The following is a 26,834-nucleotide window of genomic DNA, read 5'->3' as shown; positions in this document are numbered from 1 at the left end:
TCTAATATTCTTTTGGGAAACTTCCGTTATGAATCATTGGATTGGTAGTTCAAACTAAATAATGGGAGGTGAAATCATTTCCAAAGTTTTATTTTTAAAAGTAGTAAAAGATAATGAAAAAAAGGAGTTCAATATGAAAAAAACGTTCGTTACTAAAGTATTAGAGATATTGGAAGACAAAATCCAACTGATTAAGACATCTAAAGGTGCTATTTACCTCGTAGGACCGATTAGACTTCCTGTGAATTTATATGGAGCAACGGTTGTTTTTCAGTGGTATTGCTGGCTGAATTGTGATGAGGTAACAGAAGATTATGAAAGGGTTATTGATAAATTATCTTCAGTAAACTTGGCAGAGCTACAACAATCCAGTGTCCTAGTGTATGGGGATTTTGAATATCACGATGATGCAATCATTCGATTCCACTCTATTTGTCATACAGGGGATATATTTGGAAGCAAGAGATGTGATTGTGGTTTTCAGTTAAAGCAATCAATGAAGATGATTACTGAACACGGGACTGGTGCGTTATTTTACTTAGCCAACCATGAAGGTAGAGGGATCGGCTTGTTCAGTAAGGCAATGGCATATATTTTACAAGAAAACGGTTTTGATACAGTTGAGGCAAATGAAGCACTCGGCTTTGTCGATGATTCTAGAAATTATGAGGATGCCATTCTTGTTCTGAAAGCATTACGGAAGAAACCAGTCACGCTCATCACAAACAATCCGAAAAAACTTCGAGCCTTAAAAGACGCTGGTTTAGAGGTATCAGGAAGAGAACCTTTATGGGGAGATATATCCGAATATAACGAGAAATATTTGCAAACAAAAGTAAACAAGTCTGGACATTTGGAGGAAGAAGGGACTTGTTGTAATGACTAACCATGATTTTTATCAATAATTAATCCCTTTAAATATTAAACCAACCCTAAGCTATTTGTAGGAGCGTGAGTTCTTCCTCCGTGTCGCTTTAAAATGCTGTCATTCTTTTTAAAAGAATGATCAATTGAAATTGATTAAAAATTCGATAAGTGGTAAAATAAAATTAACTTTAATGAAACGGAGGTGGGGTAGATGTTGAATCAAGCTGTTTTAGTGCGCGGATTTTGGAATGAATTCCTTTATTTTTGCCGTGCAAAATTTGCTGTTGCAGGTGTTAACGGGACACGTATGTCCTTTTTTAACAACTCAATAGCAAGCTAAAACGGTGAAAAACATCTCTTACCCCACATGTATAGGCGGTTAAAAGGAGGGCGTTTTCATGCCCTCCTTTTTTGCGTAAAAAAATGGAATGGTAATTTCAGGACGAGGTCCGATTACTTTTTCGATTAAAACCTGGCCATGGGAAGAACTGTCTTTCCATGGCCTTTTTGTATTTATTTTTAGGAGGAATATTCATGATTGTCTGTAGTGTTGATAAAATTGCGAAGATGTATGGAGGAAACTCTGTGTTTGAAGAGATCTCCTTTGAAATAAAAGAAAAAGAACGAGTTGGGTTAGTTGGCCGGAATGGGAGTGGAAAAACAACGTTAATTAAGTTGGTAGCAGGAGAAGAAACGCCTGATTCCGGACAAATCCACTGGAAAAAAGGAACAGCGATTGGCTATCTATCACAAATCCCAGATTATGAGGATAGCACTACCACCAAGGCTGTTTTAACATCTGCGTTCTCTCCATTATTAAAGATTGAAGAGAAAATGAAAAGATTAGAAACTAAGATGGGGATGGAGAACAACGCAGATACATTAGAGAAACTCATCGGCGAGTATGGAGACTTACAAGATCAGTTCACAATGAATGGCGGGTATGAAATTGAATCTAATATTGAGAGAATTGTCCATGGCTTAAACATTCAGCCATTACTTTGGCAGTCATTCTCTCGTTTAAGTGGAGGAGAAAAAACAAAAGTGGGTTTGGCGTTAATGCTCCTGAAACAACCAGACTTGTTGTTATTGGATGAACCAACGAATCATTTAGATTTAATGGCTGTAGAATGGCTTGGGAATTTTCTAAAAGAGTATAGCGGGACGGTCCTTTTGATTTCTCATGATCGTTATTTTCTTGATGAGGTTGTGAACAAGGTCATCGATTTAGAAGATGGAGAAATCACGACATACCATACCAATTTTACAGGGTTTGTCAAAGAAAAAGAGGAACGGCTGTTAAGAGAATTTCAAGCCTTTGAGGAACAGCAAAAGAAAATAAAGAAGATGAAAGAAACCATTAAAAAGCTAAGAGAGTGGGCAAACAGAGCCAATCCACCAAATGCGGGACTTCATAGACGGGCACGTAATATGGAAAGAGCGTTGGAAAGAATGGAAAAGCTCCAGCGGCCGGTGCTAAATCGGAAGAAAATGAACCTAGAAATGGATTCCACCGACCGAAGTGGAAAGGATGTAATTGTGCTTAAAGATGTTGCAAAACGTTTTGATGATAAGCAGTTATTTGAGAATGTAACTATGCATGTCACCTATCAAGAGCGAGCTGCGATTATAGGTGAAAATGGAACAGGCAAATCTACGCTGCTCAAAATGATCCTACAACAACTAGAGCCGGATGCAGGGGAAGTGCGAATCGGGAGTAATGTCAAAATCGGATATTTATCACAAAACATCTTTTCTACGATTAAAGACGAAACGGTGATTGAGGCGTTTCGAGAAGAAGTGAACGTAACAGAAGGAGAAGCGAGACAAATTTTAGCCAGATTTATGTTTTATGGCTACCACGTTTTTCAAAAAGTTTCTCAGCTTAGTGGCGGCGAGAGGATGCGGTTACGCTTAGCTCAATTGATGCATCAGGACATAAATTTGCTGATCTTAGATGAACCAACGAACCATTTGGATATTGATTCAAGAGAAGTGTTGGAAGAGGCGCTCGAAGATTTTCAAGGAGTCTAGTAGCGGTCTCGCATGACCGGTATTTTCTAAACAAACTATTTGGAAAAATTTATTGGATTGAAGCAAAGAGGCTTCATTGCTTTGAAGGTGACTATACGTGGGCGAAGGAAAAAATGGCTGAAGGAAGAGAGAAAGCTGAGCAAGTAAGTGTAGAGAAAAAGAAGGAAATGCGTCCATTGCAGAAGAAAGTGACAAAGCAAGAGCGTGAGGACAATGAAAACTTAGAAGAGGGTTTAGTCTTATTGGAGGAAAAAATATTTGAGCTAGATAAAAGGTTGTTAGAGGTCGAGGATTTAGAGGTCATGCAACAATTATATAAAGAAAAAGAAAACCTAGAGCAGAGATGGGAAGAACTTTGCGATCGGTTAGAGGCATAAAAAGGAGAGAGAAAAAAATGAAAAATAATTCTATTATTCAATTGTGGGAAGAGTATCGAAAAATGGAGCCAAATAGCCCAACAGATTATGTGGCATGGGCATTTGGAAATACAAAAGAAATGGCGGATGATCTAGCACAATTAGTGGTAGAAGGAACGAAGACCGCTACAGCGTCAAATTATCTTTTATATGAATTGGAAAATGAGGCATTACCTTATGTGGGGATGTACAATATCATCCTGGATGGAAATGGAGAAGCCGTTGCCATCGCAGTTACAACCTCAGTAGTAGTTGTTCCATTTGATGAGGTCTCGGAAGAACACGCTTATTTAGAAGGGGAAGGGGACCGTACATTAACGTACTGGCGTGACGTTCATGAAGACTTTTTTACGAATGAATTGGAAGGTGTGAATAGAGAGTTTCATCACAAAATACCCGTTGTGTGTGAGAGGTTTGAGGTAGTGTATAAGAAATAGTTTGTGCCAGGAACCATCATGGATATATGCCTAAAATAATGAAGGGAAAAAGCCGCCGACTAAATAGTTGGCGGCTTTTATACGTAGGGCATTTACACAAACATGTTACCAAGTGTGAATGGTAAGGTTTTACACACTAGAGCTTGTACAGTAAAAACTGTCCCAGATTGAAAATGTGGATTTTTACAAACTTTAACAAACTTTTACATCGTAATTAAGCTATAATTGTATTTATCATAATATTTTTATTATTCCAAAAAACCTAAGGCTTGAGTCTTTCTCAAGGCATATGGTTAGTTTTTTGGGCAGGATTTTTTGCGTTAGTCATCTTTTTTTATTAATTTATAGGGGGTACAATATGGACAAGACATTGTATAAGAAAAACGCTTTTCCTGATACAGGGATCATTTTATATGAAAGTAAGCATCAAAAAGGAACGTACTTATCGGAACATTATCATGACCATTTTCAAATTCTATATGCCTTAGAGGGCGAGGGGGTAATTACACTAGATGGGCAGTCCTATGATTTTTCAAAGGACAAAGTAGTGTTAATCAATACCCATACTGTTCATTCCATCAAGGCTACAACGAAACTAACTGTATTGGTCTTAGCCTTTTCAGTCCCAGATTTAAAACTTGGCTTACAAGAAGAATTGGTTTCATTATTACAGAGTGAGTCAAAGCACTTTGAACTTGATTTATTTACAGCTAGTGAGATAAGACCATTGTTTCGAAAGATGCTATTTGAGCAAAAGAATCGTGACTTTTTTGGGCAGCTTTCAATGCCAGTGTATTTACTAGAAATCATCCTTCTATTGTTACGACAGCGTGATTTTACCCATGTTCAAGATGCGAATGATATCCGTTCCATTCAAATAAAGGATTTTATTGATACCCATTATTTTGAAAATATTACAGCCGAAAGTCTCTCAAATCGCTTTGAGATCTCGACTCGGTATATGAATGATATTTTTAAACGGAAATTTAATGATACTCCTCTACAATACCTCCAGAAAATTAGGATTAATAAAGCGAAAGAACTGCTTTTACAAACAAATAAAGACATTGTGTCCATTTGTTTCGAAGTAGGATATGAAACACTGTCCACGTTTTATCGAACTTTTCGAAATTTAGTGGGGATCTCGCCAAACAAATTCCGGCTTTCGGGACAACCCTCCCCTGAAGGTACAGAGTTACGGTTTTAAAAATGGTTTAAGATCGAAGTTTCTCCAAAATTAAGAATTTTCTTCTCAAACTCACAAGACATAACTCATTTTAAAATTCAAAATAGAGATTAAGAGAAAGATATTTGCTAAGGAGGAGACAATGAATGAAGAGAAGTTGGGGGATTTTTGCAATCAGCATTCTATTACTTATGTCGGTTTTAGCAGGGTGCGGAAATACATCTAAAACTGAGGGTAGTGGAGATCAGCAGGGTGATGATAACAAAGAATATGTTATTAAGTTCGCTCATGTTGTAAGCGCTTCAACAGCAAAAGGGAAAGCGGCAGAGAAATTCAAAGAGTTACTAGAAGAACGGACAGATGGTCAAATTAAAGTTGAAGTATATCCAGATTCTCAGTTAGGAACGGACCGGGAGATCTTAGAGCAAATGCAATCTGGTTCCGTTCAAATGAACGCACCTTTTACCGGAGTACTTCCTTCTTTTGTTAAACAATTTGAAGTGTTTGATTTACCATTTTTATTCAATGATCGTGAACATGTTCAAAATGCCGTTAACGGAGAATTAGGAGATATTTTTAATAAATATTTAGAGTCACAAGGGCTAATGGCATTAGGTTATTGGGATGGTGGGTTTAAGCACCTGACAAACTCAAAACATCCAATTAAAAGCCCAAAGGATTTAGATGGTTTAAAAATGCGTGTATCTCAAAGTCCGTTGTTAATTTCTCAATTTGAAGCGATGGGAGCTGGAGGGGTTTCTGTTGACTTTGCGGAACTTTATACGGCACTACAAACCAAAACAGTGGATGGTCAGGAGAATCCATTGAGTAATATTGTTAGTAAAAAATTCTATGAAGTTCAAGACTATTTAACTTTAAGTGGACATGGATATATGGGTTATCCACTCATCATTAGCAGCAAATTCTATCAAGAACTTCCTGCAGACTTACAGACAGCCATTGATGAAGTATCAGCAGAGGTTACTGAATGGCAGTGGGGAGTAGCGGCAGAAGATGAGGAAGCTTACATGAAGACAATTGAAGAATCAGGAATTGAAGTAACAGAGCTATCAGACGCTGAAAAGGAAGCCTTTATTGAGGCAACAAGCAGTGTGTATGAGGATTTCAAAAAGGTAGAAGGAAGTCAAGAACTGCTGGATGCTATTGAAGAAGCCAAATAGCAAAGAGGAGTCCCAACCTGCAGTTATGAACGAACGATCATAAGGACGGCTTTATGCCGTCTCTTTTTCTTAGGAGGGGATAGAGATTGAAAAAGATCAACCATCTTTTAAACTATTTAGAAGAATATGTAGCAGGTATTTCTCTTGTATTTACTTCCTTGCTCGTGTTTGTCCAAGTTGTATTACGATATATGTTTAACTACTCACTTTCATGGTCAGAGGAAATTTCCCGATATTTAATTATCTGGTTTGTCTTTATAGGGAGCAGTATTGCAGTAAGGGAAAAAGCGCATGCGACGATGGATGCGCTCACCACCTATTTACCTCCTAAAGGAAAGCGAATCTTTTCAATTATAGCGAACCTTATCTCAATTAGTTTTTGTGTGATTTTGATTACGTCTGGGTCTACCATTGTATCAAGTGTTATGGAATTCGGGAACGTTACACCATCAATAGGATTGCCAATGTTTATTCCTTATTTAGCTCTTCCGGTTGGTGCATCTTTAATGCTAATTCGTTTCTTGCAGCTCCTTATTGATGATATTAAAAATTTTAATACTCCTTATAAGAATGAATTTCATCCTCCGATAAATGAGGAGGTAACAAAGTTATGATTCTATTAATATTATTTACCGTTCTTCTTCTGTTAGGTGTACCCATCGCGATTGCGATAGCTTTAAGTACGTTTGTCGCTATTTTGCAAGCTGGTGTCCCAATTGATACGTTAGCAAGAAGTATGTTTTCGGGTGTTGATTCTTTTTCACTAATGGCGATTCCTTTTTTCGTCTTTGCAGGAGATTTAATGCTTGCGGGTGGAACTTCTAAGAGATTGATTGATTTTACGAAAAAGTGGGTAGGGTGGACAACAGGAGGCTTACCAATCGCAGGTGTTCTCTCTTCCATGTTTTTTGCTGCGCTTTCTGGGTCAAGTCCTGCAACCGTAGCAGCAATCGGAGGAATTATGATTCCATCGCTCAAGCAAGCTCGGTTTTCAGAAAAATTTTCTGTTGGTTTGATGACAGCTGCTGGTTCATTAGGGATTATTATCCCACCAAGTATTACTTTTTTAGTTTATGGATCTGTAGCTGAGGTCTCGATTGGAAAACTCTTTATCGCTGGAATTCTTCCTGGTATTTTTATTGGTCTAGTATTGATGGTTGTGGGATACATTATTGCGAAAAAACAGGGACATACCCCTGATCCTAGACCAACAGGGAAAGAGTTATGGAAATCAACGACATCGGCTATTTGGGGAATTTTAATGCCAATTATCGTTCTTGGCGGTATTTACTTTGGGGTATTCACTCCAACTGAAGCGGCAGCCGTAGCAATTGTTTATAGCATGATTGTTGGATTCTTTATTTATAAAGAATTAACGGTAAAAACGTTATTTGAAGTGACCAAAAGGTCAATCGTTACGTCAGCCATGATTATGTTAGTGATTTCTGCTTCCAAGGTATTTAGTTGGTACCTTACTTATGAACAAATTCCATCTACTGTTGCAAGTAAAATGCTAGAATTTGCTTCAACACCAATTGTCTTTTTAATTATTGTCAATATTATCCTATTAATTGTAGGGATGTTTATGGATTCGAGTGCAGCCGTCCTCATTCTAGTTCCACTGTTCTTGCCAGTTGTAATGGAAATGGGCATTGACCCTATTCATTTTGGTGTAATCATGATAGTCAATCTAGCCATCGGAATGTTAACGCCGCCGTTTGGGTTAAACTTATTTGTCGCTTCAGGTGTAAGTAAAATGTCATTAGCAGGGGTTACGAAAGGGACCTTACCATTTATCGCTGTTCTTATTGCAGCTTTACTTGTAATAACCTATGTTCCACAGCTTTCCCTGTTCTTAGCAGAATTCGTTTACGAATAAAAAGGGTTAATCCCATCGTTTAGCTGTCACGCCAAAATCGATAAGATTTTGGCGTTTTTTAGTTATTACGAGAGTGTGGGGCTGATTAAATGGAGAAGTGGAAACCAATTTCTGATTCATCTCCGATATTGCAAAAAGCCTTCCGATTAAGATGAGATTATCCCATAAGCAATCCTTAGAATGAAGATAGAGAAAACAAATGAACTGGCTAAAAAGCCAGTGTGAAGGAGGAAACAATAGTGGCAGTGAAAAAAATCGGAATTATTATGAACGGTGTAACCGGGAGAATGGGAACAAATCAACATTTAGTCCGATCGATTGTGGCAATTCGTCAACAAGGTGGAGTTGTTCTTTCAAATGGAGATTTGATCATGCCAGATCCTATTTTAGTAGGTAGAAATGAAGATAAATTACAGGCGTTAGCAGAGAAACACGGTATTGAGAGATGGAGCACCAATCTTGAACAATGCTTGGCGGATCCACACAATGTAATATATTTCGATTCCCAAACAACAGTACGCCGTGCAGAAGCAATTAGGAAGGCAATAAAGGCGGGAAAACATATTTATTGTGAAAAACCAACAGCTACTAGTTTAGAAGAATCTCTGGAACTCGCTCAGCTTGCCTATGAAGCGGGAGTTAAGACCGGGGTTGTTCAAGACAAATTATTTTTACCAGGACTATTAAAATTAAAAAGATTGATTGATTCTGGATTCTTTGGAAAGATTCTATCGGTACGAATGGAATTTGGTTATTGGGTTTTTGAGGGAGATTGGCAGGCTGGCCAGCGTCCTTCATGGAATTATCGCAAGGAAGATGGCGGTGGAATCATTGTTGATATGTTCGCACACTGGAGATATGTTTTAGATAACTTATTTGGAAACGTGAAATCGGTCTCTTGCCTAGGCGTGACACATATTCCAAAGCGTTTAGATGAGCAGGGTCATCCATATGCTTGTACTGCCGATGATGCCGCGTATGCTACCTTTGAACTGGAGGGAGATATTGTCGTCCAGGCCAACTCTTCATGGGCGGTAAGGGTGAATCGTGAAGACCTCCTTACCATTCAAGTGGATGGTACTGAGGGGAGTGCTGTAGCTGGGTTACGAGATTGCAAAGTCCAGCATCGAGTAAACACGCCGAAGCCAGTTTGGAATCCGGATATTGAAAATCCATTTAATTTTAGTGAACAATGGCAAACAGTTCCTGATAATCAAAATTTTGATAACGGGTTCAAAGTTCAGTGGGAACTGTTTTTGAAGCATGTAGTCACAGATGAACCGTTTATTTGGAATTTATTAGAAGGCGCGAAAGGAACTCAGCTCGCAGAACTAGCAATCCAATCATGGGATGAGCGCCGTTGGATCGCCGTACCTGAATTAAGCTTGGGGGTGAAACAAAGTGACGCTGTTGAAGCTTCCAAGTAAAAATGGTGGTACATTTGAGTATCGTGCTGGAAATGCAGGTGCCTTTTCAGTTCCAGCAGGTCAATTTAAAAGCAGAGTTGCCTTTTCTGCTGCACATGTCGTAGCCGATCCGTTTGCGCATACAGATCCTCTTTTGCATTCGAAAATTGACTGGGAAGACACCTTAGCTTATAGAAGGCATCTTTGGTCACTTGGTTTATCTGTTGCGGATGCAATGGATACAGCCCAACGCGGGATGGGGCTAAACTGGGGGATGGCCAAGGAATTAATCAAAAGATCCTCAGCTGAAGCGAAGGCGGTAGGAGGACGGATTGCTTGTGGCGCAGGAACAGATCAACTTTTAGCAGGTCCTTCTGTAAACCTAGCAGATGTTGAGGCCGCTTATAAAGAGCAGTGTGAATTTGTTGAAAAGCACGATGCCCAAATCATCTTAATGGCGAGCAGAGCCTTAGCCTATTGCGCACAAGGTCCTGAGGATTATGAAAGGATTTATGCCAATATTTTAAACCAGGTATCGAAGCCTGTTATCCTTCATTGGTTAGGCGACATGTTTGATCCTGCGTTAAAAGGTTATTGGGGCTATAAGAATCTCGATGATGCGATGGAAGTTTGTCTGAATGTAATCTGGGATAACAAAGATAAAGTGGATGGGATTAAGATTTCTTTGCTAGATGCCTCACGTGAAATCGAAATGCGTAGGTTGCTTCCTCCAGAAGTGAAGATGTATACAGGGGATGATTTTAACTATCCAGAATTAATAAAGGGAGATAAAGAAGGATATAGTCATGCTTTATTAGGGATATTTGATGCAATTGCGCCTGCTGCAGCCGCAGCTCTACATGCATTAGATGACGGGGATGTTGGCCGATATGACACGTTATTGGAAAAGACGGTTCCTCTTTCACGCCATATTTTCCAAACACCAACTTATTCTTATAAAACGGGAATTGTGTTTATGGCGTATTTGAATGGACACCAGTCTCATTTCCGAATGATTGGTGGGGCTGAAAGTGCTCGGTCAATTGTTCATTTATCTGAGTTATTTGTATTAGCTGACCAAGCTGGATTGCTTGTAGATCCAGATTTAGCTAGTGATCGAATGAAATCCGTTTTAAATGTATCGGGGATCCGTCAGGAGGCACAGTACAGTGGAAAACTTTGAGAAATTAAGTTTAAATCAGATAACCACAGATCAATGGAATCTTCGCGATGCGGTTGAGGGGTGTGCACGAGCAGAAATTCCTTGGATTGCCCCCTGGCGCCATAAGGTGCAGGAAACTGGACTTAAGGAGAGCAGGAAATTAATCAAAGATGCCGGACTTAAGGTTTCAAGTCTATGTAGAGGTGGGATGTTTCCGGCAGCAACCGCTTTAGAGAGACAAAAAAGGATCGATGATAACAAAAGAGCTGTGGAAGAAGCTGCAGAGCTCGGAACAGATGTATTGGTGTTGGTGTGCGGACCATCACCCGACCGTGATATCATTTCTGCAAGGGAAATGGTTGCCGAGGGAATTACACAATTGGTCCCTTTTGCAGAATCTTATGGAGTCAAGTTAGGAATTGAACCACTCCATCCTATGTATGCAGCCGAACGTTCGGTGGTGGTTTCCTTAGACTTAGCGAATACTTTGGCGGAAGCATATAGACCTGATCAAGTGGGTGTGGTGGTCGACGTGTTCCATGTCTGGTGGGATCCTGATTTATACAACCAAATCAACCGTGCGAAAGGTCGTATCCTTGGATTCCATGTATCCGATTGGCTGGTTCCTTTACCGGATATGTTAAAGGGGCGTGGCATGATGGGGGACGGTGTAATTGATATTCAACGAATTCGAAAAGCTGTCGATGAAGTAGGTTATTCCGGTCCCATTGAAGTAGAAATATTTAATGATCAAGTTTGGAGTCAACAAGGAGATGAGACACTCCAACAGATCAAAGATACGTATTTAAAGCATGTGTAATAAGGGAGGAAGTGATTGTGATAGAACAATCACTTCTTTTTCTCTAAAATAGAGTAGGAGAACGTTGGAAGGGAGAAAAGGTTATGAAAATCGTCATTGCTCCTGACTCATTTAAAGAGAGTCTATCAGCCTACGAGGCATGCCAGGCGATTGAACGAGGATTTAGGGAAATAATCCCGAATGCCGTTTATGAAAAAATCCCGATGGCCGATGGGGGGGAGGGAACCGTCCAGTCCCTTGTGAATGCTACAGGTGGGACGATTCTTGAAACGTACGTGACAGGACCCCTTGGGGAACAGGTTTTAGCATTTTATGGTTTGCTAGGGGATGGGAAGACGGCAGTGATTGAAATGGCAGCTTCTTCTGGCTTACATTTGGTCCCAATGGATCAACGAAACCCCTTACTAACGACCACAAGGGGATTGGGTGAATTAATTTCTGCAGCATTAGATCAAGGAGCTACTTCGCTTATCATTGGCTTGGGAGGAAGTGCTACAAACGACGGTGGAGCTGGGATGATTCAGGCTCTTGGAGCGAGGCTTCTTGATATGGAAGGAAAAGAAATTCCTCCGGGAGGCGGTGGATTATCTCATTTAGTGACTATTGATCTTTCCACTTTTGACCCAAGGGTTAGAGATGTTGTAATACAAGTGGCTTGTGATGTAGATAATCCTTTAACAGGTCCAACCGGAGCTTCCGCGATTTACGGTCCACAGAAAGGGGCTACTCCGGAACTAGTGGAACAGTTAGATAAAAACCTCAATCATTTTGCGAATGTATATGAAAAGCAATTAAAAAAATATGTTCGGAATTATCCAGGTGCAGGGGCAGCTGGAGGTCTGGGCGCGGGATTAATGGCATTTTTATCTGCTGAATTAAAAAGTGGAGTAGAAATTGTGTTAGAAACCTTGCGTTTTGAGGACCAAATGAAGGACGCAGATCTAGTCATTACTGGGGAAGGGAAAATCGACTCCCAGACCATTTTTGGGAAGACGCCAATCGGGGTGGCAAAAACCGCAAAAAAATTTGGTATTCCGGTCATCGCTCTGTGTGGGAGTTATACAGAAGATAGCAAGATTGTACATAATCATGGTATCGATGCCTTATTCACGATTGTACCCGGTACCGTAACCCTAACAGATGCAATCAAAAACGCAGCACAATATATGGAACAAACCGCACGAAATATTGCAGCTGCCATTCCCATTAAGTGCTGAGATAGGCATTTTGTTTTCAGTGAGAGCCAGGGAGATAGTCACCATGTCTCAAGACGTGCCCTAGGAAATTATAATGGGTATACACCCTAAAGGTGCTGTAATTACTATTGAAGGAAAAAGCCGCCAACTAATAGTAGGCGGTTTTATTATGTGTCTTTTATTACTGTTTACGGGTGTAAGGTAAGGGTTTTTGTATGCGCGAACTAGGACAGTACAAAAGCTGTCCCTATGTCCCCTTTGTTAAGCTGAAGCTCCCTTTAGCAGTTTCCACCCCTAATTTCATAATAGCACCAAATTGTTGGGAAGCAGTCATGAATGTTATAAAGGAGCAAAGCTCACTAATCTCTGCATCAGAAAAGTACTCCTTTAGCACATTAAATTGAGCATCTGAAATATCCCCTTGTTTTTTTAAATAAACCTCTGCAAAGCCTACTGCAACAGACATTTTTTCATCGTATAATTGTGGATCAGGTTTTCCTTTTGCCTTGCAATACTCACAACCGTTCCTTTGTGCTAACGTTCGCCTGACTTGTTCTTTTAATTGAGCTGAGAGATGTCCATCTTTCTCCAGTACCTCTCCTAATACATTCCACGAATCCATAATTTCTTTGTTATGTCCTAATAGCCTTTGAAAAGGTGTAACCCCATACTGTGAGTCAATGATCCTTGCCATCATTCTCCCTCCTTTTTCTCTTTTTATCATATAAAATCATTTTGTTGTTTTACATTAAGAATTGAATTGAATATTCACTTTTCCTTTGATAAATTAACGGAAAGAGGAGGTTTACTTTTAAATATGAAAATAGACGAAATTGATAGAAGAATAATAGATGAATTAAGCATAAATAGTCGGTTATCCATGAGTGAGCTTGGGAGAAGAATTAATTTATCATCACCTTCTGTAACGGAGCGTGTTAGAAGAATGGAATCGTTTGGGGTGATTAATAAGTATACAATTGAAATAGATTACGAGAAATTAGGGCTTCCCGTACAATGTATCATCGAAGCAACGGTTAAAAATGGAGATTATAAGGCGTTTAGAAGGTATATTGAGGGGTTACCCAATGTGGAGTTTTGTTATCGAATCGCTGGGAATGCCTGTTATATGATGAAAATGCAGTTTGAAACGTTTAGAAAGGCAGAAGAGTTTATTGATCAGGTGAATCCATATGCCAGTACGGTTACACATTTTATATTTTCCCAGGTTCATACAAATGTAAATTTTAGTTCCAGTGATAACATTAAGTAACTCATGGTTTCCATAGATTACTTTTATAAGAGATATGCACCCAAATCTATAGGTGGTTACGTACATACTGTTTATTTTCTTTAGCTCCCTGCCATTCTTGTTATCATTAGTAGAAGCTATTCGTTTTCGGAACCAAGTAGAGGAATGTGCTGTCCCAGGAAATAGTCACGATTTTACATTTTTAGATAGTGTAATAAAGCCGCCAACCCATGAGGAGGCGGCTATTTTATTATTAAAAATACTCTTGAGTGGATGAATATACGAGAGCCTGTCCCGGTGCTCCGCTAAGGAATTTAATACCAACATTTATTCGTTATTAAAAGTTAGCTATGGGATAAAAAAATGTGATAGAATTCTTCGATAGGTATGTCGAAGGGTGTCGAAATACCTATTCGGTAGGCACCTATTTCAGTAAGGTAGAGATAGGGAGAATTCAAGTGGGAAAGTTGGAAAAAGAAACAATCATTTTTTTGCATGGGATCGTGGGAAATAAGAATGCTTTTAAAACCGAGATGGAAACGTTGGAAAATCGGTATCATTGCTTTGCCTATGATTTTTACAATCCTGCTAATCTAGTGGATAAGGAGTTCTCTCTAGAGTTTTTAGTGGATCAGCTTTATTCTCATTTTATAAAGGAAAAGATAGAGGAAGCTCATTTATGTACCTTAAGTTTTGGGTGTATTGTTGCGACTGCTTTTGCGAAGAGATACCCAGATATGGTGATGAGTATGACGTTTGTGGGTGGCTATTTATGCAATGTTCCATCGCAATACCATTTGAATGTAGAGCATGTGTTGGGGCAGAAAGAGCAATGGGAGTATGTGAAGTGGATTGACTATTGTGCGAGTCTGCTTAATCCGAATTCCGTGCATCTTGCGGAAGACTCAGAGAAAATTTACAGAGACTATGCTTTGCAATTGGAACCAGGTACTTTTGAACAAGCTTTGCGTATTCAACTTGAGTTTGATTCATCCTCTGCGTTAGCTGGAACCCAGCTTCCTGTATTATGGGTGATGGGGGAACATGATGAACTGTTTAAAGGTACTCTGATGAGTTTGCATCAGTTGATTCCACATGTAGAATATTGTGAACTCAACCATGCCGGACATGCGGCTCACGTCCATCAGCATGCTCAGTTTATGAGTGTCTTTCAATCCTTTCTTAAAAGAAAACTAGTACAACTAGAATACTAGAGGCTTTTTCTACTAAACAAACCAGGAGGAACAACGATGTCGATAAAGAAGAAGCTTCCTTTAATTTTTACAACGATTGTACTGTGTATTGTCATCACGAATAGTGCCTTACACTACTTTCGTTCGAAAGAGAAATTAATAGAATACAATGAACGTGAAACAGAATTGATTATTCAAGAGATTTCTTACCAGGTTGAAAACTCGAAAGACGGTGCTCTCTATGTAGAAGATATATTGGCAAGGGAACTGCGAACCGCTTCAATTATGATTCAACATGCATTGCCACCTGATTATCATGATGTCACCAATGAACAACTGGTAGAGCTGGCGAATCAACTCAATGTCTCGCATATTACCTTATTGGCGCAAACGGAAGATGACATCATTGGGGTTCGTTCCTCGGACCCGGATGAGATCAATATGTCTACGAAAGATTGGTTGTACTGGTACGATGCTTTCCAACAGCTCTTTGACTTAGAGCCAGTCACCGTTGAAGAAGGGTTAGCGCTGGAGAATTATTGGTCTGGCCCAATCGAAATTGCGGCCAGTAACCCTGACCATACGGATAAATGGGGCTATTATTATGACGGGACAACCAATTATATGATTAACCCCTATTTTCGTGATAGCCAGGTACTAGAATACGAGAAGCAATTTGGACCTGGAAATGTCATCGAACGGTTTGAACAGAATCTTGAGGGCATTCTTGAGTTAACGGTGTTTAATCCGGAGAATTTTGGCCAAGAATCGAAAATCGTTCTGAATAATGGGAATACTTTTATTCGGATTTCCGATCAACCGGTATGGTATGGCTCTTATGATTTTAAAAATCAAGCGGTAGATGCAGACATGATCCAAAGCGTGATTAAAGCAGGGGAAAGGCAATCTTATACAGAAGAGGTCAATGGGAAAATCGTGACAAAAACCTTTGTTCCTATTTTTCCGAAAAAAGAAGACCCATATGTGATCGGCTTAACCTATGACTATAGCATTATTCAGAATGAATTAGAAAATGAAATGATACACCACATATTTTCAGCCATCCCGTTTATCTTATTGGCGTTGCTGATAAGTCTCGTTTTCTCTCGTTCCATTACTAAGCCAATTGGCCATATTGTTGAAAGAGTAAATGATATTGCCCGCGGAAATTTTGGAGGGTCTATTGAACTAAAACGGAAAGATGAGTTAGGAGACCTTTCAAATAATGTAAATGCTCTATCACAATCACTCCAAAACTATGTCAATGATTTAGAGAAAAGCCAGGAAGTGATTCGTTTCCAAGCTTACCATGATCCACTTACAGGCTTATTAAACAGACGGGCTTTCCAGGAGGAATTGCAGAAGCGAATTGATTGTGCGAAAGAGACGGGTGAGACTATTGCTGTGTTGTTTATCGATATCGATCGCTTTAAAGATGTCAATGATACTTTGGGTCATGCCAAAGGCGACCAATTAATTACCTTAATCGCTGAACGTATTGAAACCTGTTTATCGGGAGGAAATAGCGTTGTTACACGGCAGGGCGGGGATGAGTTTATTATTTTATTGAACGAAAATAGCGAAGAGAACATTATGTCTGTTGCCCATTCCATTGTGACAACCATCAGTCAACCATATTTAATCGGTGAAAATGAAGTCAATATAAATGCAAGCTGTGGAATTTGTTTGTATCCGAAGCATACAGACAACCCAGAAACACTAATGATTTATGCCGACGGTGCGATGTATGCAGCGAAGAAAGAGAGTGGCAATAAAGTGGTGCTTTATAATGAAGAAATTACGAAAGAGAAGAATGATCGTTATCAGGTCGAGGACCGTTTACGAAAAGCGATTAATCATGAATTGATTGAGGTGTATTACCAGCCACAAATCGATGCGCGTGGAGATGTCTTAACAGGGGTTGAAGCCTTGTTACGATGGACCGATGAGGAGCTTGGTTTTGTCCCGCCGGAGGTGTTTATTTCTGTCGCCGAGGATATTGGAATGATTCACCGCTTATGGGAAATTGCCATGGAGCAGGCGTGTTGTCAGGTAAGAAAATGGAATGAAGACCGAGACGTTCCGCTTAGCTTGGCGGTCAACTTTTCAGCGAAACAATTCCAGGACCCAGATGCTTTGGTCCGTCAGGTTAAAGACTTTCTAAGGAAGTGTCAGCTTGACCCGGTCAACTTCGAAGTGGAAATTACGGAAAGCGCCTTGCTATATAACGTAAATGAAATAAGTAAAGCGTTAAAAGAATTACAGGATTATGGCATATCTATTTCAATTGACGACTTTGGGACAGGTTATTCATCGCTGAGCTATTTAAAGAATCTGCCGATTAATACCTTGAAAATCGACCGTTCCTTTATTCAGGATATTAAAGAAAACCATGACAACACTCAGATTCCTGAGGCCGTCATTAATCTCGCTCGAAGCCTTCAGTTACGAGTCATCGCAGAAGGCGTGGAAGAAAAATATCAAAAAGACTTTCTAGTCGATAATCAATGTACTCATATGCAAGGCTACTTATTTAGCAAACCATTAACCAAAACTCAATTTGAAGAACATTGGTTAAGGAAATAGGGGCATTCCGAAAAGTCAGGAAACTGAGTTTCTTGGAAACCTTTTGAACCGAAGCGACTCGTGAGGGGAGGAGCAGGAGCTTGTCAGGCTCCTTTGTCACTCTGCGGAAAGCGAAACGCCACTAACGTAAATTAACTTAATAAGAAAATGCACGTCCGATTTGGAAGGGCATTTTCTTATTTTTGTTTTGCAATTTCTTCTCGATTAGGTGCAAGTGGTGGTTGTTCTAACCATTTATTTTTGACCATAATGTCGAACCAGTTTTTTGTTACCTTGAGATTTTGTAAAATGATGGACTCATACGTGGTCACAAGGTCTGCTCTCATGGATGAAGCAAGACCTGCCCCGTGATAATTTTGTGCAGCTTGAAACAAAAATCCAATGTGATACATTAATAACTTATCGGAAAATGGAGTGTCCGTTGACAAGGAAACTTCTGTTTCTAAGGATTTAGGAACGGGTAAGTTATCTGCTTGCATGATTTTTGCTAAAGCTTTTATTTGACCATTAGCTGTTTTTTCAGACTTCGTTAAAAATTCTCTAACTTCTTTTGATTCTGCTACCTGGCTGAATGCAATGGAGAGGGTTTTCGTTAGAATATTTTTTTTGAGATTAAAAGAAATTACTAATGATTTCCGTCGCTGAAAGTGTTCTGCCCTTACCAAAATAACCGTCTATGAAATCTTTGCTTGAAATAAATTGAGGATAATCATATGCATAAAATAATGGGTCTCTCTGAAAGAGGCCTTTTTCAAGCAATAAATCAAGTGTTTGATGATACATCTTTTTCGCATCATTGTCGCATGAATCGTAAAAATCCCTTAAGTCTTTTCTGACAGAAATGCTGAACGCAGTGATATGCCCTAATAACCCATGTAAGGTAATGACGTGTAAATAATTCAAGCAGAAAGCATCTGTAAACAATCTCTGCTTTCCTACATACAGGTCTGTTTCATTAAATCCAATAGGAACAGGAAATCCCTCATTCTCCATAAAAGTCTTAATTTGGTTCTTTTGTTTTTCAAATGTCTGGATTGCATCATGAAAAATAGCCTTTATTGCCTCATCTTCAATTATTGAGTACATATATTGATTTACTACATCTGTCGCTGTTCCGTTAATATATTCCCCCCATAAAGAACCGATTTCAGATGATGTAAGTTTGATTTTTTCATTATCCATCTCTTCACCTCCTAAGTATTATTTCCTATTTATAGAAGAGATATGTTTTCCTTGAATTTTAAATAGGCAGGAGAGAGTGCAGATAGTTGAAGAATGAAAAAGAAGGAATTTTAATCAAAATGTATAATTTTATATTTGGTTGGATTTTCAATCATTCGTTACAAAAAAGGGAGATAAATGAATGACAAAAAAGAATTTGATACAAAAAATTGAGGAATTATCAATGAATGCGTTACCAGCCATACAAACGAATATTTATGATGGATGGATATTCCGTTTCGCTGATGGATATACAAAAAGAGCAAATTCAATCAATCCAATTTATTTTTCAACTGAGGAATTGAATAAAAAAATAGAGACTGCTGAACAAATGTATCGAAAGAGAAATTTAAAAGTTGTGTATAAAATGACCCAGCAAGTATCACCTGAACATTTAGATCGAACTCTAGAAAAAAAGGGATATTTCCTTGATGGTTTGACAAGTGTCCAAATGTTGCCCTTGAAAGACGTAGAGGGAGAAATAAAGCATCATGCCATTGTTTATAACCATTTACATGATGATTGGTTCATACATTTTTGTCATCTTAATCATGTTGATGAAAAAGACCAACAAACATTAAAAATAATGTTAAGGAATATAATCGCTAAAACTTGTTATTTCTTGTTGTCTGATGAGAATCATGAAATCCTTGCTTGTGGGATGTGTGTATTAGATCGTGAATACATAGGGTTATTTGATATAGTAACGAGCGAAAAGTACAGAAATAGAGGGTATGGAAGCAAACTTATTGAACATATTTTACAATGGGGGAAGGATAATGGAGCCCAATATGCATACCTTCAAGTAATGGTAAATAATGCTGCTGCATTAAACCTTTATTCTAAATTGGGGTTTAAAGAAGTATATAGATATTGGTATAGGATAAAAGAATAAACTCTTTGATTATTCTCAACGTTTTCTTAAAAAAGATGATGGTCACTGGGGCACATCATTCATTTGGGATATACAATAGAAATCGTGTTAGTCTAAATCGAGGTGAATGAAATGAGTTTAGCTACTTGGTTTGTTGTCGGCATTGGCACGGCTGTTGCAATAGGACTATTCGGAAAATCGAAAAGGAAAAAATAAACACGTTTTCTTCAAATATGGAGAAAATTTTCTTTTTTTTACGAGTGTAAGAGTAAATAATATTTTATTTCGTATTGTGCTAAACTTCTATACATTTGATACCTCTTTCTACCCTTTATTATTTATAATCCACAAAGTACAGCCACAAATCTGCAAAGATGAGTGGCTTCTTTTTGTACTTGTACGTTGTGGAAATCACAGTGTGACAGGTTATAAGCAAGGACAATCATGGGGCTCTGAACACATTTTTGGGGGGATTTGTAACTGAACTCAAACAACAATATTTTATGAATTCTTTAAGAGGCTATGAAAGAACATCAAAATTTTATTATCCTTAAATAGGAAGAAATATGTTACTATCATATATAATTAAGAAAATTCTATACTATTGAAGTTGAATTAAAATTCGTTAGTAAAAATGTCAATAATAATGAAACGATGCTCATGCATCTTTTACTGTAACACAAGACCAATCAGGAAAAGGAGGCTAAACTTGTGTATACAAAATACCTAGATTTGCTAGCACAAAAATATAATAATGAAGAAAAAGTTGTAACGGAAATTATTAATCTAGAAGCCATCCTTAATCTACCAAAGGGAACAGAGCATTTTGTTAGTGATTTACACGGGGAGTATCAAGCGTTTCAGCACGTGTTACGAAATGGCTCGGGGAAGGTAAAGGAGAAAATCGAAGACCTGTATAAAAAGGTATTAACGGAAAAAGAGATAAAAGAATTTGCAACCTTGGTGTACTATCCTGAAGAAAAAATCAAGTTAGTGAAGAATGGGTTTGATAATGAAGAGGAGCTGCATCAATGGTATACCGTGATCATTGAGCGGATGATGAAACTGGTTTCCTATGCCTCTTCGAAATATACCCGGTCGAAATTACGTAAAGCATTGCCTAGTCAGTTTGTTTATATCATCGAAGAGCTTCTATATAAAGCAGATGAATTCACCAATTTTAAAGAACCTTATTATACAAAAATTGTTCAACAAATTATATCCCTCGGTCAAGCGGATAAGCTGATTACGGGTCTAGCGTATACGACGCAGAGATTAGTGGTTGATCATCTTCATGTTGTCGGGGATATTTACGACCGTGGACCTGAGCCTGATAAAATTATGGAAGCCCTCATTCATTATCATTCTGTTGATATACAGTGGGGAAATCATGATGTCCTATGGATTGGGGCCTTTAGTGGTTCAAAGGTGTGTCTTGCCAATATTATTCGGATCTGTGCACGTTATAATAATTTGGATATTATTGAAGATGTGTATGGAATCAACCTTAGACCATTGCTTAATCTAGCGGAAAAGTACTATCAAGATAATCCGGCCTTTCGTCCAAAAATCCAACCAGGTGAAAGTATATCGGAGGAAGAAACATTACAGATTACGAAAATTCATCAAGCGATTGCGATGATTCAGTTTAAACTTGAAAGTCCTATCATCAAGAGACGACCTAATTTTGAGATGTCTGAACGACTTTTACTTGAGAAAGTCGATTTCGATAAAAAGGAAATCAATCTTCGTGGAACGAGATATCCACTAGATAATACTTGCTTTGAAACCGTTAATCCCTCGCAGCCTGATCAGCTCTTGGAAGAAGAAGCGCAAGTAATCGACAAGCTGTTATTCTCGGTTCAGCATTCAGAAAAGCTCGCAAGACATATGAACTTTCTCATGAAAAAAGGCAGTCTGTATCTGAAATATAACGGAAACTTGTTAATACACGGCTGTATTCCATTAGATGAAGATGGAAATATGGAAAAAATGGTGATTGAAAACAAAACCTATGCAGGTCGTGAATTACTGGATATTTTCGAACATTATTTACGTTATGCTTTTGCACATCCAGAAAAGACAGATGACCTTGCGACAGATATGGTCTGGTATTTATGGACAGGACAATATTCATCCCTCTTTGGAAAAAGAGAAATGACGACCTTTGAACGGTATTTCATTAAGGATAAAACCACCCATAAAGAAATGAAAAATCCATATTACTATTTACGTGAAAATGTGGAAACCTGCCGCAACATTCTAACAGAATTTGATCTAGACCCTGATCATGGTCATATTATCAATGGGCATACACCGGTTAAAGAAATTAATGGCGAGAATCCAATTAAAGCGAATGGAATGATGATCGTGATTGATGGGGGCTTTTCAAAGGCTTATCAATCAACAACAGGAATTTCAGGTTATACCTTACTGTATAATTCCTTCGGCATGCAGCTTGTCGCACATCAGCAATTCAATTCAAAAGAAGATGTCCTACGAAATGGCACAGATGTATTGTCCGTCAAAAGAGTAGTAGATAAAGAGCTTGAAAGAAAAAAGGTACTAGAAACCAATGTAGGCGCGGAATTATTACAGGAAATCGATATTTTAAAAAGTTTGTTGGAATACCGGTATTTGAAGCGGGAGAAGGGAACAAAGGAAAGCGTTCCGACCACATAAAAATGAGTGACAGGCGCCTCCCAGAATATGGGAGGTGCCTGTCACCTTATTTTTGCTTATATAGGTCGACAAACGCATTGAAAATCTCTATTCCTTGGTAAGAAAAAAGAGAAAGTGCAGTTAGAGAAAACATGCCGATTATAATGAATCGCATCCATATCATATTGGGAGCCTCCTTTGAGTTTTTAAAGTGCGTTTTTCAAAGGAGTTCCTTTCACATTATTAGATTGATAAAATACGGCTTGAAGAAAATAACGTTTTTTATGTGCATGGACTTGATTGAAACTAACCTTTATAAGGCTTAGAATCACTAGTACTAAGTATGGAATCGTATAAAAGGTAGCGGATTTATCATCACTATCTTGACTATTTTCGAGATAGGAAGAATCAAAACTTAAAGTCTCTAAAACATAGTTATCATGGTTGTGAAACCCAGTACCCATATCAGACTGCACGACAAATAAATGTGTAACAGTAGGCAGGGCCAATAAGATAAGCATGAGTAAAAAACGATTCATGGGTTTCACCAACCTTCCTTTAAAGGATTATTACAGTATATACAATGAAAATGATTATAACACAATAAAGATGGAGTGTATCGGAAAAAGTTTGTTTGGAGATAGAGTAATCGTTTTGTTAAGAACTGTAGGGGAGACTGAAACATAAAAATAGATTGGACGAATGTCAATTTGGTCTGCTGCTCCTTGTGCCAAAAGGCAGGATATTTGCTGGAAATGTTATCATTTTTACATAAGTCGATTCAATCCAGGGGGAAAAATGAAAATTGTATTAAAGAAAATGTCAGAACAAGAATTTACCACTTATTTCGAAGATAAGGTAGTGAGATATAGTGAGGTCCTGGCGGAAAATGCCCATGAGGTAAGTAGCGAGGACCCTTTATCGAAAGCACGTAAACAATTAAATCACTTACTGCCTAAAGGGATAGAAACCCCAAATCATCATTTATTTAACATATATAAAGATCAAAATCAATTAATTGGTTTTATTTGGGTAAAAGTTGAAAAAGAAAAGAAAAGTGCTTTTCTATATGAAATTTATCTTTTCGAGAAAGATAGAGGAAAAGGTTTGGGAACGAATGTGATGAATACTGTTGAGAAATGGTTAGCACAAGAAGGGGTATTTTACTTTAAACTACATGTATTTGGTACGAATGATGGCGCAAGAAGACTATATGAGGAACTTGGGTTTGAAATAGCGGGAATAAATATGCTGAAAACAATCCACTAACATTTACAATTAGATGTTAATCCAACGGGTGCTCATGTTAAGCTGGGATTGCTGCGGTAATGAACAACACGCAAGGATAACCGATCTCCATAAATCCATCCATTCCCTAGTGGGTACTAGGGTGTTTTTTGCTTAAGAGTATCTTTGAATCTGAAAAAAACACGACGCTTTAAAAATTGAAAGAAAAATGCAAGAAATCTAAATTCTTTATTGACTTCTTACATGAACCTTTGTATTATAAAGGACATAAATCAAATTCACACTAATTCAATAGGGATTATAGGAAATTGAACAAAATGTTTTGTTCAAAACCGACCAGTCTACTGGAGGTCTTTACGGCAAATGGAATTCATTTGCAGTAAAGGCCTTTTTTATTTCTATTGGAGATAAGCAGAGCAGGGGGAGTGGGAGAAAATGAAGGCAAAAAGTGGCAGATATCTCTGGGGGTTTTTGATCACCATATGTTGGTTGGTCCTTATGGCCGGATGCCAAAAGGAAAAAGTGGCAGGTACGGGAGATGGTGAGTATGAAACATTAAAAATGAACTATGAAGGGACAGTTGGCCAGGTAATCTATCCGGAGCTCGCAGAGGAGTTAGGGTATTTGGAGCCTCTCGAACTAGAGTGGATTGGAAATACAACAAGCGGACCAGCATCAATCCAAAATGCTGCAACAGGTCAAACGGATTTTGGGGGCGCCTTTAATGGGGCGATTATTAAACTGATTGCTTCTGGAGCTCCGCTTAAATCAGTGATTGGCTATTATGGCAGTGATGAAGAAACATTTAATGGATATTACGTTCTCGAGGATAGCCCCATTAAAGACGCTCGAGATTTTATCGGGAAAAAGGTTGGGATGAATACGATGGGCGCCCATCATGAATCGGTGTTAAAGGAATATTTACGTCAAAATGGGCTGACCGATGAGGAAATTAAGCAGGTAACGATTGTCGTCGTTCCACCAGCAAATACCGAGCAATCATTACGACAAAATCAAATTGATGTCGCAGTGCTTGGAGGAATGCTCCGTGATCGTGCGCTAGAAAAAGGAGGGATTCGCAAAGTCTTTAGCGATTATGATTTGTTTGGCGCATTTACTGCCGGGAGCTATGTGTTTACGGAACAATTTATCAAAGAGAACCCGAATACTGTGAAGAAATTTGTGGAAGCAACAGCGAAGGCGATTGAATGGGCGCGGACGACTCCGAAAGAAGAGGTGATCGCGCGTTTTGAAAAAATCATTGAAGAAAGAGATCGAAAGGAGGAAACCGAAACGATTCAATACTTTAAAAGTACTGGAATTGCAGAAAAAGGCGGCTATATCCATGAGCAGGAATTTCAAGTTTGGCTTGATTGGTTAGAAAAAAGTGGCGAGTTGAAAAAGGAAGAAATCTCCTTAGATGATTTATTTATGAATGAGTTTAATCCGTATGAAGTCGAACTGAAAAAGGAGGAGTAAATCATGACCGATAAAATTCAATTTAATCATGTTAGTAAGGTATTTACCATTCGAGATTCCAATGAAAGAAAGAATGGGATAAAAGAATTTACCGCCATTAACAATGTTCATTTTTCTGTTAAAGTAGGTGAATTTCTCACGTTGGTGGGACCATCTGGTTGCGGAAAATCGACTCTTTTAGATTTATTAGGTGGATTGACCAAACCGACTTCAGGTCAAATCTTAATCGATGGGAAACCAATTAAAGGACCGGGACTAGATCGTGGAATTGTGTTCCAACAGTATGCTTTGTTTCCTTGGAAAACGGCCATGGGCAATATTGAATTTGGCCTAGAAGCGAAAGAAATCCCCAAAAAAGAACGCACCGAAATCGCTAGGCATTTCTTAGCCTTAGTCGGCTTATCGGGTTTTGAAAATCGCTATCCTCATGAACTTTCGGGTGGAATGAAACAACGGATCGCGATTGCTCGAAGCCTAGCCTATGAACCAGATGTTCTCTTAATGGATGAACCCTTTGCAGCATTAGACGCACAAACGCGTGAAACCCTTCAAACAGAATTGCTTCGAATTTGGGAAAAGACAAAGAAAACCATCATTTTTATCACACATGGAATTGATGAGGCAGTGTATTTGGGTGAGCGGATTGCCGTCATGACCTCTCGCCCTGGAACGATAAAACAAATGATTCAAAATCCGATTCATTCAAGAAATTTGGATGAGGATATCAGGTCGACACCTGGATTTGCACAGGCAAGACACCAAATTTGGGATTTATTACGAGAGGAAGTCCATCAATCACAGGCCTTTGAGAGGAAGAATGAAACAGCTTAATCACTTGTTTCAATGACTATATAAATGAGGTGAAAAAATGGCAAATGTAAATAAATCGGTGACAGTGACGATTCCTGCTCCGGGGAGAATTCCATTTTCTTTTCATTGGCTTCAAAAATTATTGAAGCAAACAGTGGTCATGATGGTTTTGCTTTTCCTTTGGGAAGTCGCACCAAGAATGGGACTCGTAGACCAGACCTTCTTTCCACCATTTTCAATCGTCGCGGAAGGCTGGTGGGGCTTAGCGGTATCTGGTGATTTATACGACCATTTTCTAGCAAGCATCCTTCGATCATTAAGTGGATTTGGGTTAGCCATTTTAATTGGGATTCCTTTAGGTCTGGTGATAGGCTGGTATCCACTTGCGAATGAGTTATTGAATCCGGTATTAGAACTATTTAGAAATACAGCCGCATTGGCATTGCTACCCGTTTTTATTTTATTACTTGGCATTGGCGAGACGTCGAAGATTGCAATTGTCATCTTTGCTTGCTTGTTTCCAATCTTATTAAATACCATCAACGCCGTTCGTAATGTTGACCTCTTGTTGATTCGTTCGGCGAAATCAATGGGATTAGGGTCTACCCAATTGTTCTATAAAGTCATTCTGCCTGCCTCAATTCCGACTATTTTTACAGGAATACGTATGTCGGGATCCGCTTCAATTCTTGTCTTGATTGCAGCGGAAATGGTTGGAGCCAAGGAAGGGTTAGGTTATTTAATCTCCTATACACAAATGAACTTTCAAATCCCTGAAATGTATGCCGGAATCATTACAATTGCTCTTCTAGGATTGATCCTTAATTTCATGCTGGTATCGATCGAGAAGAAACTTTCAAAATGGAAGGAAAATGCAAATGGATAGAATGAAACTTCAATCAATCAGTGTGGCCCGTTTTATGAAAAAA

Annotated in this window: 22 protein-coding genes and 2 pseudogenes; 21 read left to right on the top strand and 3 right to left on the bottom strand. The window is 38.7% G+C overall.

Features of this window, described 5'->3' with window-relative positions:
- Positions 1-133 precede the first annotated feature (133 nt).
- From H0185_RS16560 to H0185_RS16510, 12 genes and pseudogenes are all read left to right on the top strand, one after another.
- The gene (locus H0185_RS16560) at positions 134-886 is read left to right on the top strand and encodes a GTP cyclohydrolase II (RefSeq protein ID WP_221874614.1); all 753 of its coding nucleotides are present in this window, start codon (positions 134-136) and stop codon (positions 884-886) included.
- Between the two features lie 192 nt (positions 887-1,078).
- Positions 1,079-1,207 (top strand): RAxF-45 family protein, encoded by a 129-nt coding sequence (locus tag H0185_RS24335; RefSeq protein ID WP_281427639.1) that lies wholly within the window; start codon positions 1,079-1,081, stop codon positions 1,205-1,207.
- Between the two features lie 194 nt (positions 1,208-1,401).
- A pseudogene (abc-f, locus tag H0185_RS16555) lies at positions 1,402-3,278 on the top strand (ribosomal protection-like ABC-F family protein).
- Positions 3,279-3,295: 17 nt separating this feature from the next.
- Complete coding sequence (locus H0185_RS16550) at positions 3,296-3,754, top strand: ASCH domain-containing protein (RefSeq protein WP_221874613.1); 459 nt, start codon at positions 3,296-3,298, stop codon at positions 3,752-3,754.
- 358 nt (positions 3,755-4,112) lie between these two features.
- A complete protein-coding gene (locus H0185_RS16545) occupies positions 4,113-4,961 on the top strand; it encodes an AraC family transcriptional regulator (RefSeq protein WP_221874612.1) in 849 nt (282 codons plus the stop codon).
- A 125-nt stretch (positions 4,962-5,086) separates the two neighbouring features.
- Positions 5,087-6,121, top strand: a complete 1,035-nt coding sequence (locus H0185_RS16540) for a TRAP transporter substrate-binding protein (RefSeq protein WP_221874611.1) — start codon at positions 5,087-5,089, stop codon at positions 6,119-6,121.
- 86 nt (positions 6,122-6,207) lie between these two features.
- On the top strand, positions 6,208-6,735 hold the full coding sequence (locus tag H0185_RS16535) for a TRAP transporter small permease (RefSeq protein ID WP_221874610.1): 528 nt from the start codon (positions 6,208-6,210) through the stop codon (positions 6,733-6,735).
- Positions 6,732-8,000, top strand: a complete 1,269-nt coding sequence (locus H0185_RS16530) for a TRAP transporter large permease (protein ID WP_221874609.1) — start codon at positions 6,732-6,734, stop codon at positions 7,998-8,000. The genes H0185_RS16535 and H0185_RS16530 overlap by 4 nt, the downstream gene beginning before the upstream one ends.
- Positions 8,001-8,239: 239 nt before the next feature.
- The gene (locus tag H0185_RS16525) at positions 8,240-9,427 is read left to right on the top strand and encodes a Gfo/Idh/MocA family protein (protein ID WP_221874608.1); all 1,188 of its coding nucleotides are present in this window, start codon (positions 8,240-8,242) and stop codon (positions 9,425-9,427) included.
- On the top strand, positions 9,402-10,589 hold the full coding sequence (locus tag H0185_RS16520; protein WP_221874607.1) for a dihydrodipicolinate synthase family protein: 1,188 nt from the start codon (positions 9,402-9,404) through the stop codon (positions 10,587-10,589). Before H0185_RS16525 ends, H0185_RS16520 begins: the two co-directional genes overlap by 26 nt.
- Positions 10,576-11,388 carry a sugar phosphate isomerase/epimerase family protein gene (locus tag H0185_RS16515; RefSeq protein ID WP_343223169.1) on the top strand — a complete coding sequence of 271 codons (813 nt, stop codon included), beginning with the start codon at positions 10,576-10,578 and terminating at the stop codon, positions 11,386-11,388. The genes H0185_RS16520 and H0185_RS16515 overlap by 14 nt, the downstream gene beginning before the upstream one ends.
- Before the next feature lie 83 nt (positions 11,389-11,471).
- Entirely contained in the window at positions 11,472-12,605 is a 1,134-nt protein-coding gene (locus H0185_RS16510; RefSeq protein WP_221874605.1) for a glycerate kinase, read from the top strand.
- 226 nt (positions 12,606-12,831) lie between these two features.
- On the opposite strand, the gene H0185_RS16505 is transcribed toward H0185_RS16510, so the two are convergent.
- Entirely contained in the window at positions 12,832-13,278 is a 447-nt protein-coding gene (locus H0185_RS16505; protein WP_221874640.1) for a carboxymuconolactone decarboxylase family protein, read from the bottom strand.
- Positions 13,279-13,401: 123 nt separating this feature from the next.
- Here H0185_RS16505 and H0185_RS16500 point away from each other — a divergent pair, with 123 nt between their 5' ends.
- The 3 genes from H0185_RS16500 (at position 13,402) to H0185_RS16490 (ending at position 17,612) form a co-directional block, all read left to right on the top strand.
- Positions 13,402-13,854 carry an Lrp/AsnC family transcriptional regulator gene (locus H0185_RS16500; protein ID WP_221874604.1) on the top strand — a complete coding sequence of 151 codons (453 nt, stop codon included), beginning with the start codon at positions 13,402-13,404 and terminating at the stop codon, positions 13,852-13,854.
- 437 nt (positions 13,855-14,291) lie between these two features.
- Positions 14,292-15,047, top strand: a complete 756-nt coding sequence (locus H0185_RS16495; protein WP_343223168.1) for an alpha/beta fold hydrolase — start codon at positions 14,292-14,294, stop codon at positions 15,045-15,047.
- A 36-nt stretch (positions 15,048-15,083) separates the two neighbouring features.
- The gene (locus H0185_RS16490; protein ID WP_221874603.1) at positions 15,084-17,612 is read left to right on the top strand and encodes an EAL domain-containing protein; all 2,529 of its coding nucleotides are present in this window, start codon (positions 15,084-15,086) and stop codon (positions 17,610-17,612) included.
- Between the two features lie 176 nt (positions 17,613-17,788).
- On the opposite strand, the pseudogene H0185_RS16485 reads toward H0185_RS16490, so the two are convergent.
- A pseudogene (locus H0185_RS16485) lies at positions 17,789-18,794 on the bottom strand (DUF3231 family protein).
- Positions 18,795-18,975: 181 nt separating this feature from the next.
- On the opposite strand from H0185_RS16485, the gene H0185_RS16480 reads away from it, so the two are divergent.
- Both H0185_RS16480 and fbp read left to right on the top strand, forming a co-directional pair.
- Positions 18,976-19,728: a GNAT family N-acetyltransferase gene (locus H0185_RS16480; protein WP_221874602.1), complete on the top strand. Its 753-nt coding sequence runs from the start codon at positions 18,976-18,978 to the stop codon at positions 19,726-19,728.
- A gap of 690 nt (positions 19,729-20,418) precedes the next feature.
- A complete protein-coding gene (gene fbp, locus H0185_RS16475) occupies positions 20,419-22,389 on the top strand; it encodes a fructose-1,6-bisphosphatase (protein WP_221874601.1) in 1,971 nt (656 codons plus the stop codon).
- Between the two features lie 185 nt (positions 22,390-22,574).
- On the opposite strand, the gene H0185_RS16470 is transcribed toward fbp, so the two are convergent.
- Positions 22,575-22,907, bottom strand: coding sequence for a hypothetical protein (locus H0185_RS16470; RefSeq protein ID WP_221874600.1), 333 nt, complete (start codon positions 22,905-22,907; stop codon positions 22,575-22,577).
- A 259-nt stretch (positions 22,908-23,166) separates the two neighbouring features.
- Here H0185_RS16470 and H0185_RS16465 point away from each other — a divergent pair, with 259 nt between their 5' ends.
- The 4 genes from H0185_RS16465 (at position 23,167) to H0185_RS16450 (ending at position 26,791) form a co-directional block, all read left to right on the top strand.
- On the top strand, positions 23,167-23,637 hold the full coding sequence (locus H0185_RS16465; RefSeq protein ID WP_221874599.1) for a GNAT family N-acetyltransferase: 471 nt from the start codon (positions 23,167-23,169) through the stop codon (positions 23,635-23,637).
- A gap of 414 nt (positions 23,638-24,051) precedes the next feature.
- Complete coding sequence (locus H0185_RS16460) at positions 24,052-25,095, top strand: ABC transporter substrate-binding protein (protein ID WP_221874598.1); 1,044 nt, start codon at positions 24,052-24,054, stop codon at positions 25,093-25,095.
- Between the two features lie 3 nt (positions 25,096-25,098).
- A complete protein-coding gene (locus H0185_RS16455) occupies positions 25,099-25,926 on the top strand; it encodes an ABC transporter ATP-binding protein (RefSeq protein ID WP_221874597.1) in 828 nt (275 codons plus the stop codon).
- 37 nt (positions 25,927-25,963) lie between these two features.
- A complete protein-coding gene (locus H0185_RS16450; RefSeq protein ID WP_221874596.1) occupies positions 25,964-26,791 on the top strand; it encodes an ABC transporter permease in 828 nt (275 codons plus the stop codon).
- Positions 26,792-26,834: the final 43 nt, after the last annotated feature.

The organism is Mesobacillus maritimus (genome assembly GCF_019749255.1).
Lineage (GTDB): Bacteria > Bacillota > Bacilli > Bacillales > Cytobacillaceae > Mesobacillus_B > Mesobacillus_B maritimus_A.
Note: the sequence above shows the minus strand (reverse complement) of the source record. Positions and strands in the feature narration are given on the sequence as shown.

Coding starts and splice junctions, on each gene's coding strand:
- H0185_RS16560 (WP_221874614.1), top strand. CDS start 134: ATGAAAAAAACGTTCGTTACTAAAGTATTAGAGATATTGGAAGACAAA.
- H0185_RS24335 (WP_281427639.1), top strand. CDS start 1,079: ATGTTGAATCAAGCTGTTTTAGTGCGCGGATTTTGGAATGAATTCCTT.
- H0185_RS16550 (WP_221874613.1), top strand. CDS start 3,296: ATGAAAAATAATTCTATTATTCAATTGTGGGAAGAGTATCGAAAAATG.
- H0185_RS16545 (WP_221874612.1), top strand. CDS start 4,113: ATGGACAAGACATTGTATAAGAAAAACGCTTTTCCTGATACAGGGATC.
- H0185_RS16540 (WP_221874611.1), top strand. CDS start 5,087: ATGAAGAGAAGTTGGGGGATTTTTGCAATCAGCATTCTATTACTTATG.
- H0185_RS16530 (WP_221874609.1), top strand. CDS start 6,732: ATGATTCTATTAATATTATTTACCGTTCTTCTTCTGTTAGGTGTACCC.
- H0185_RS16510 (WP_221874605.1), top strand. CDS start 11,472: ATGAAAATCGTCATTGCTCCTGACTCATTTAAAGAGAGTCTATCAGCC.
- H0185_RS16505 (WP_221874640.1), bottom strand. CDS start 13,278: ATGGCAAGGATCATTGACTCACAGTATGGGGTTACACCTTTTCAAAGG.
- H0185_RS16500 (WP_221874604.1), top strand. CDS start 13,402: ATGAAAATAGACGAAATTGATAGAAGAATAATAGATGAATTAAGCATA.
- H0185_RS16490 (WP_221874603.1), top strand. CDS start 15,084: ATGTCGATAAAGAAGAAGCTTCCTTTAATTTTTACAACGATTGTACTG.
- H0185_RS16480 (WP_221874602.1), top strand. CDS start 18,976: ATGACAAAAAAGAATTTGATACAAAAAATTGAGGAATTATCAATGAAT.
- H0185_RS16470 (WP_221874600.1), bottom strand. CDS start 22,907: ATGAATCGTTTTTTACTCATGCTTATCTTATTGGCCCTGCCTACTGTT.
- H0185_RS16465 (WP_221874599.1), top strand. CDS start 23,167: ATGAAAATTGTATTAAAGAAAATGTCAGAACAAGAATTTACCACTTAT.
- H0185_RS16460 (WP_221874598.1), top strand. CDS start 24,052: ATGAAGGCAAAAAGTGGCAGATATCTCTGGGGGTTTTTGATCACCATA.
- H0185_RS16455 (WP_221874597.1), top strand. CDS start 25,099: ATGACCGATAAAATTCAATTTAATCATGTTAGTAAGGTATTTACCATT.
- H0185_RS16450 (WP_221874596.1), top strand. CDS start 25,964: ATGGCAAATGTAAATAAATCGGTGACAGTGACGATTCCTGCTCCGGGG.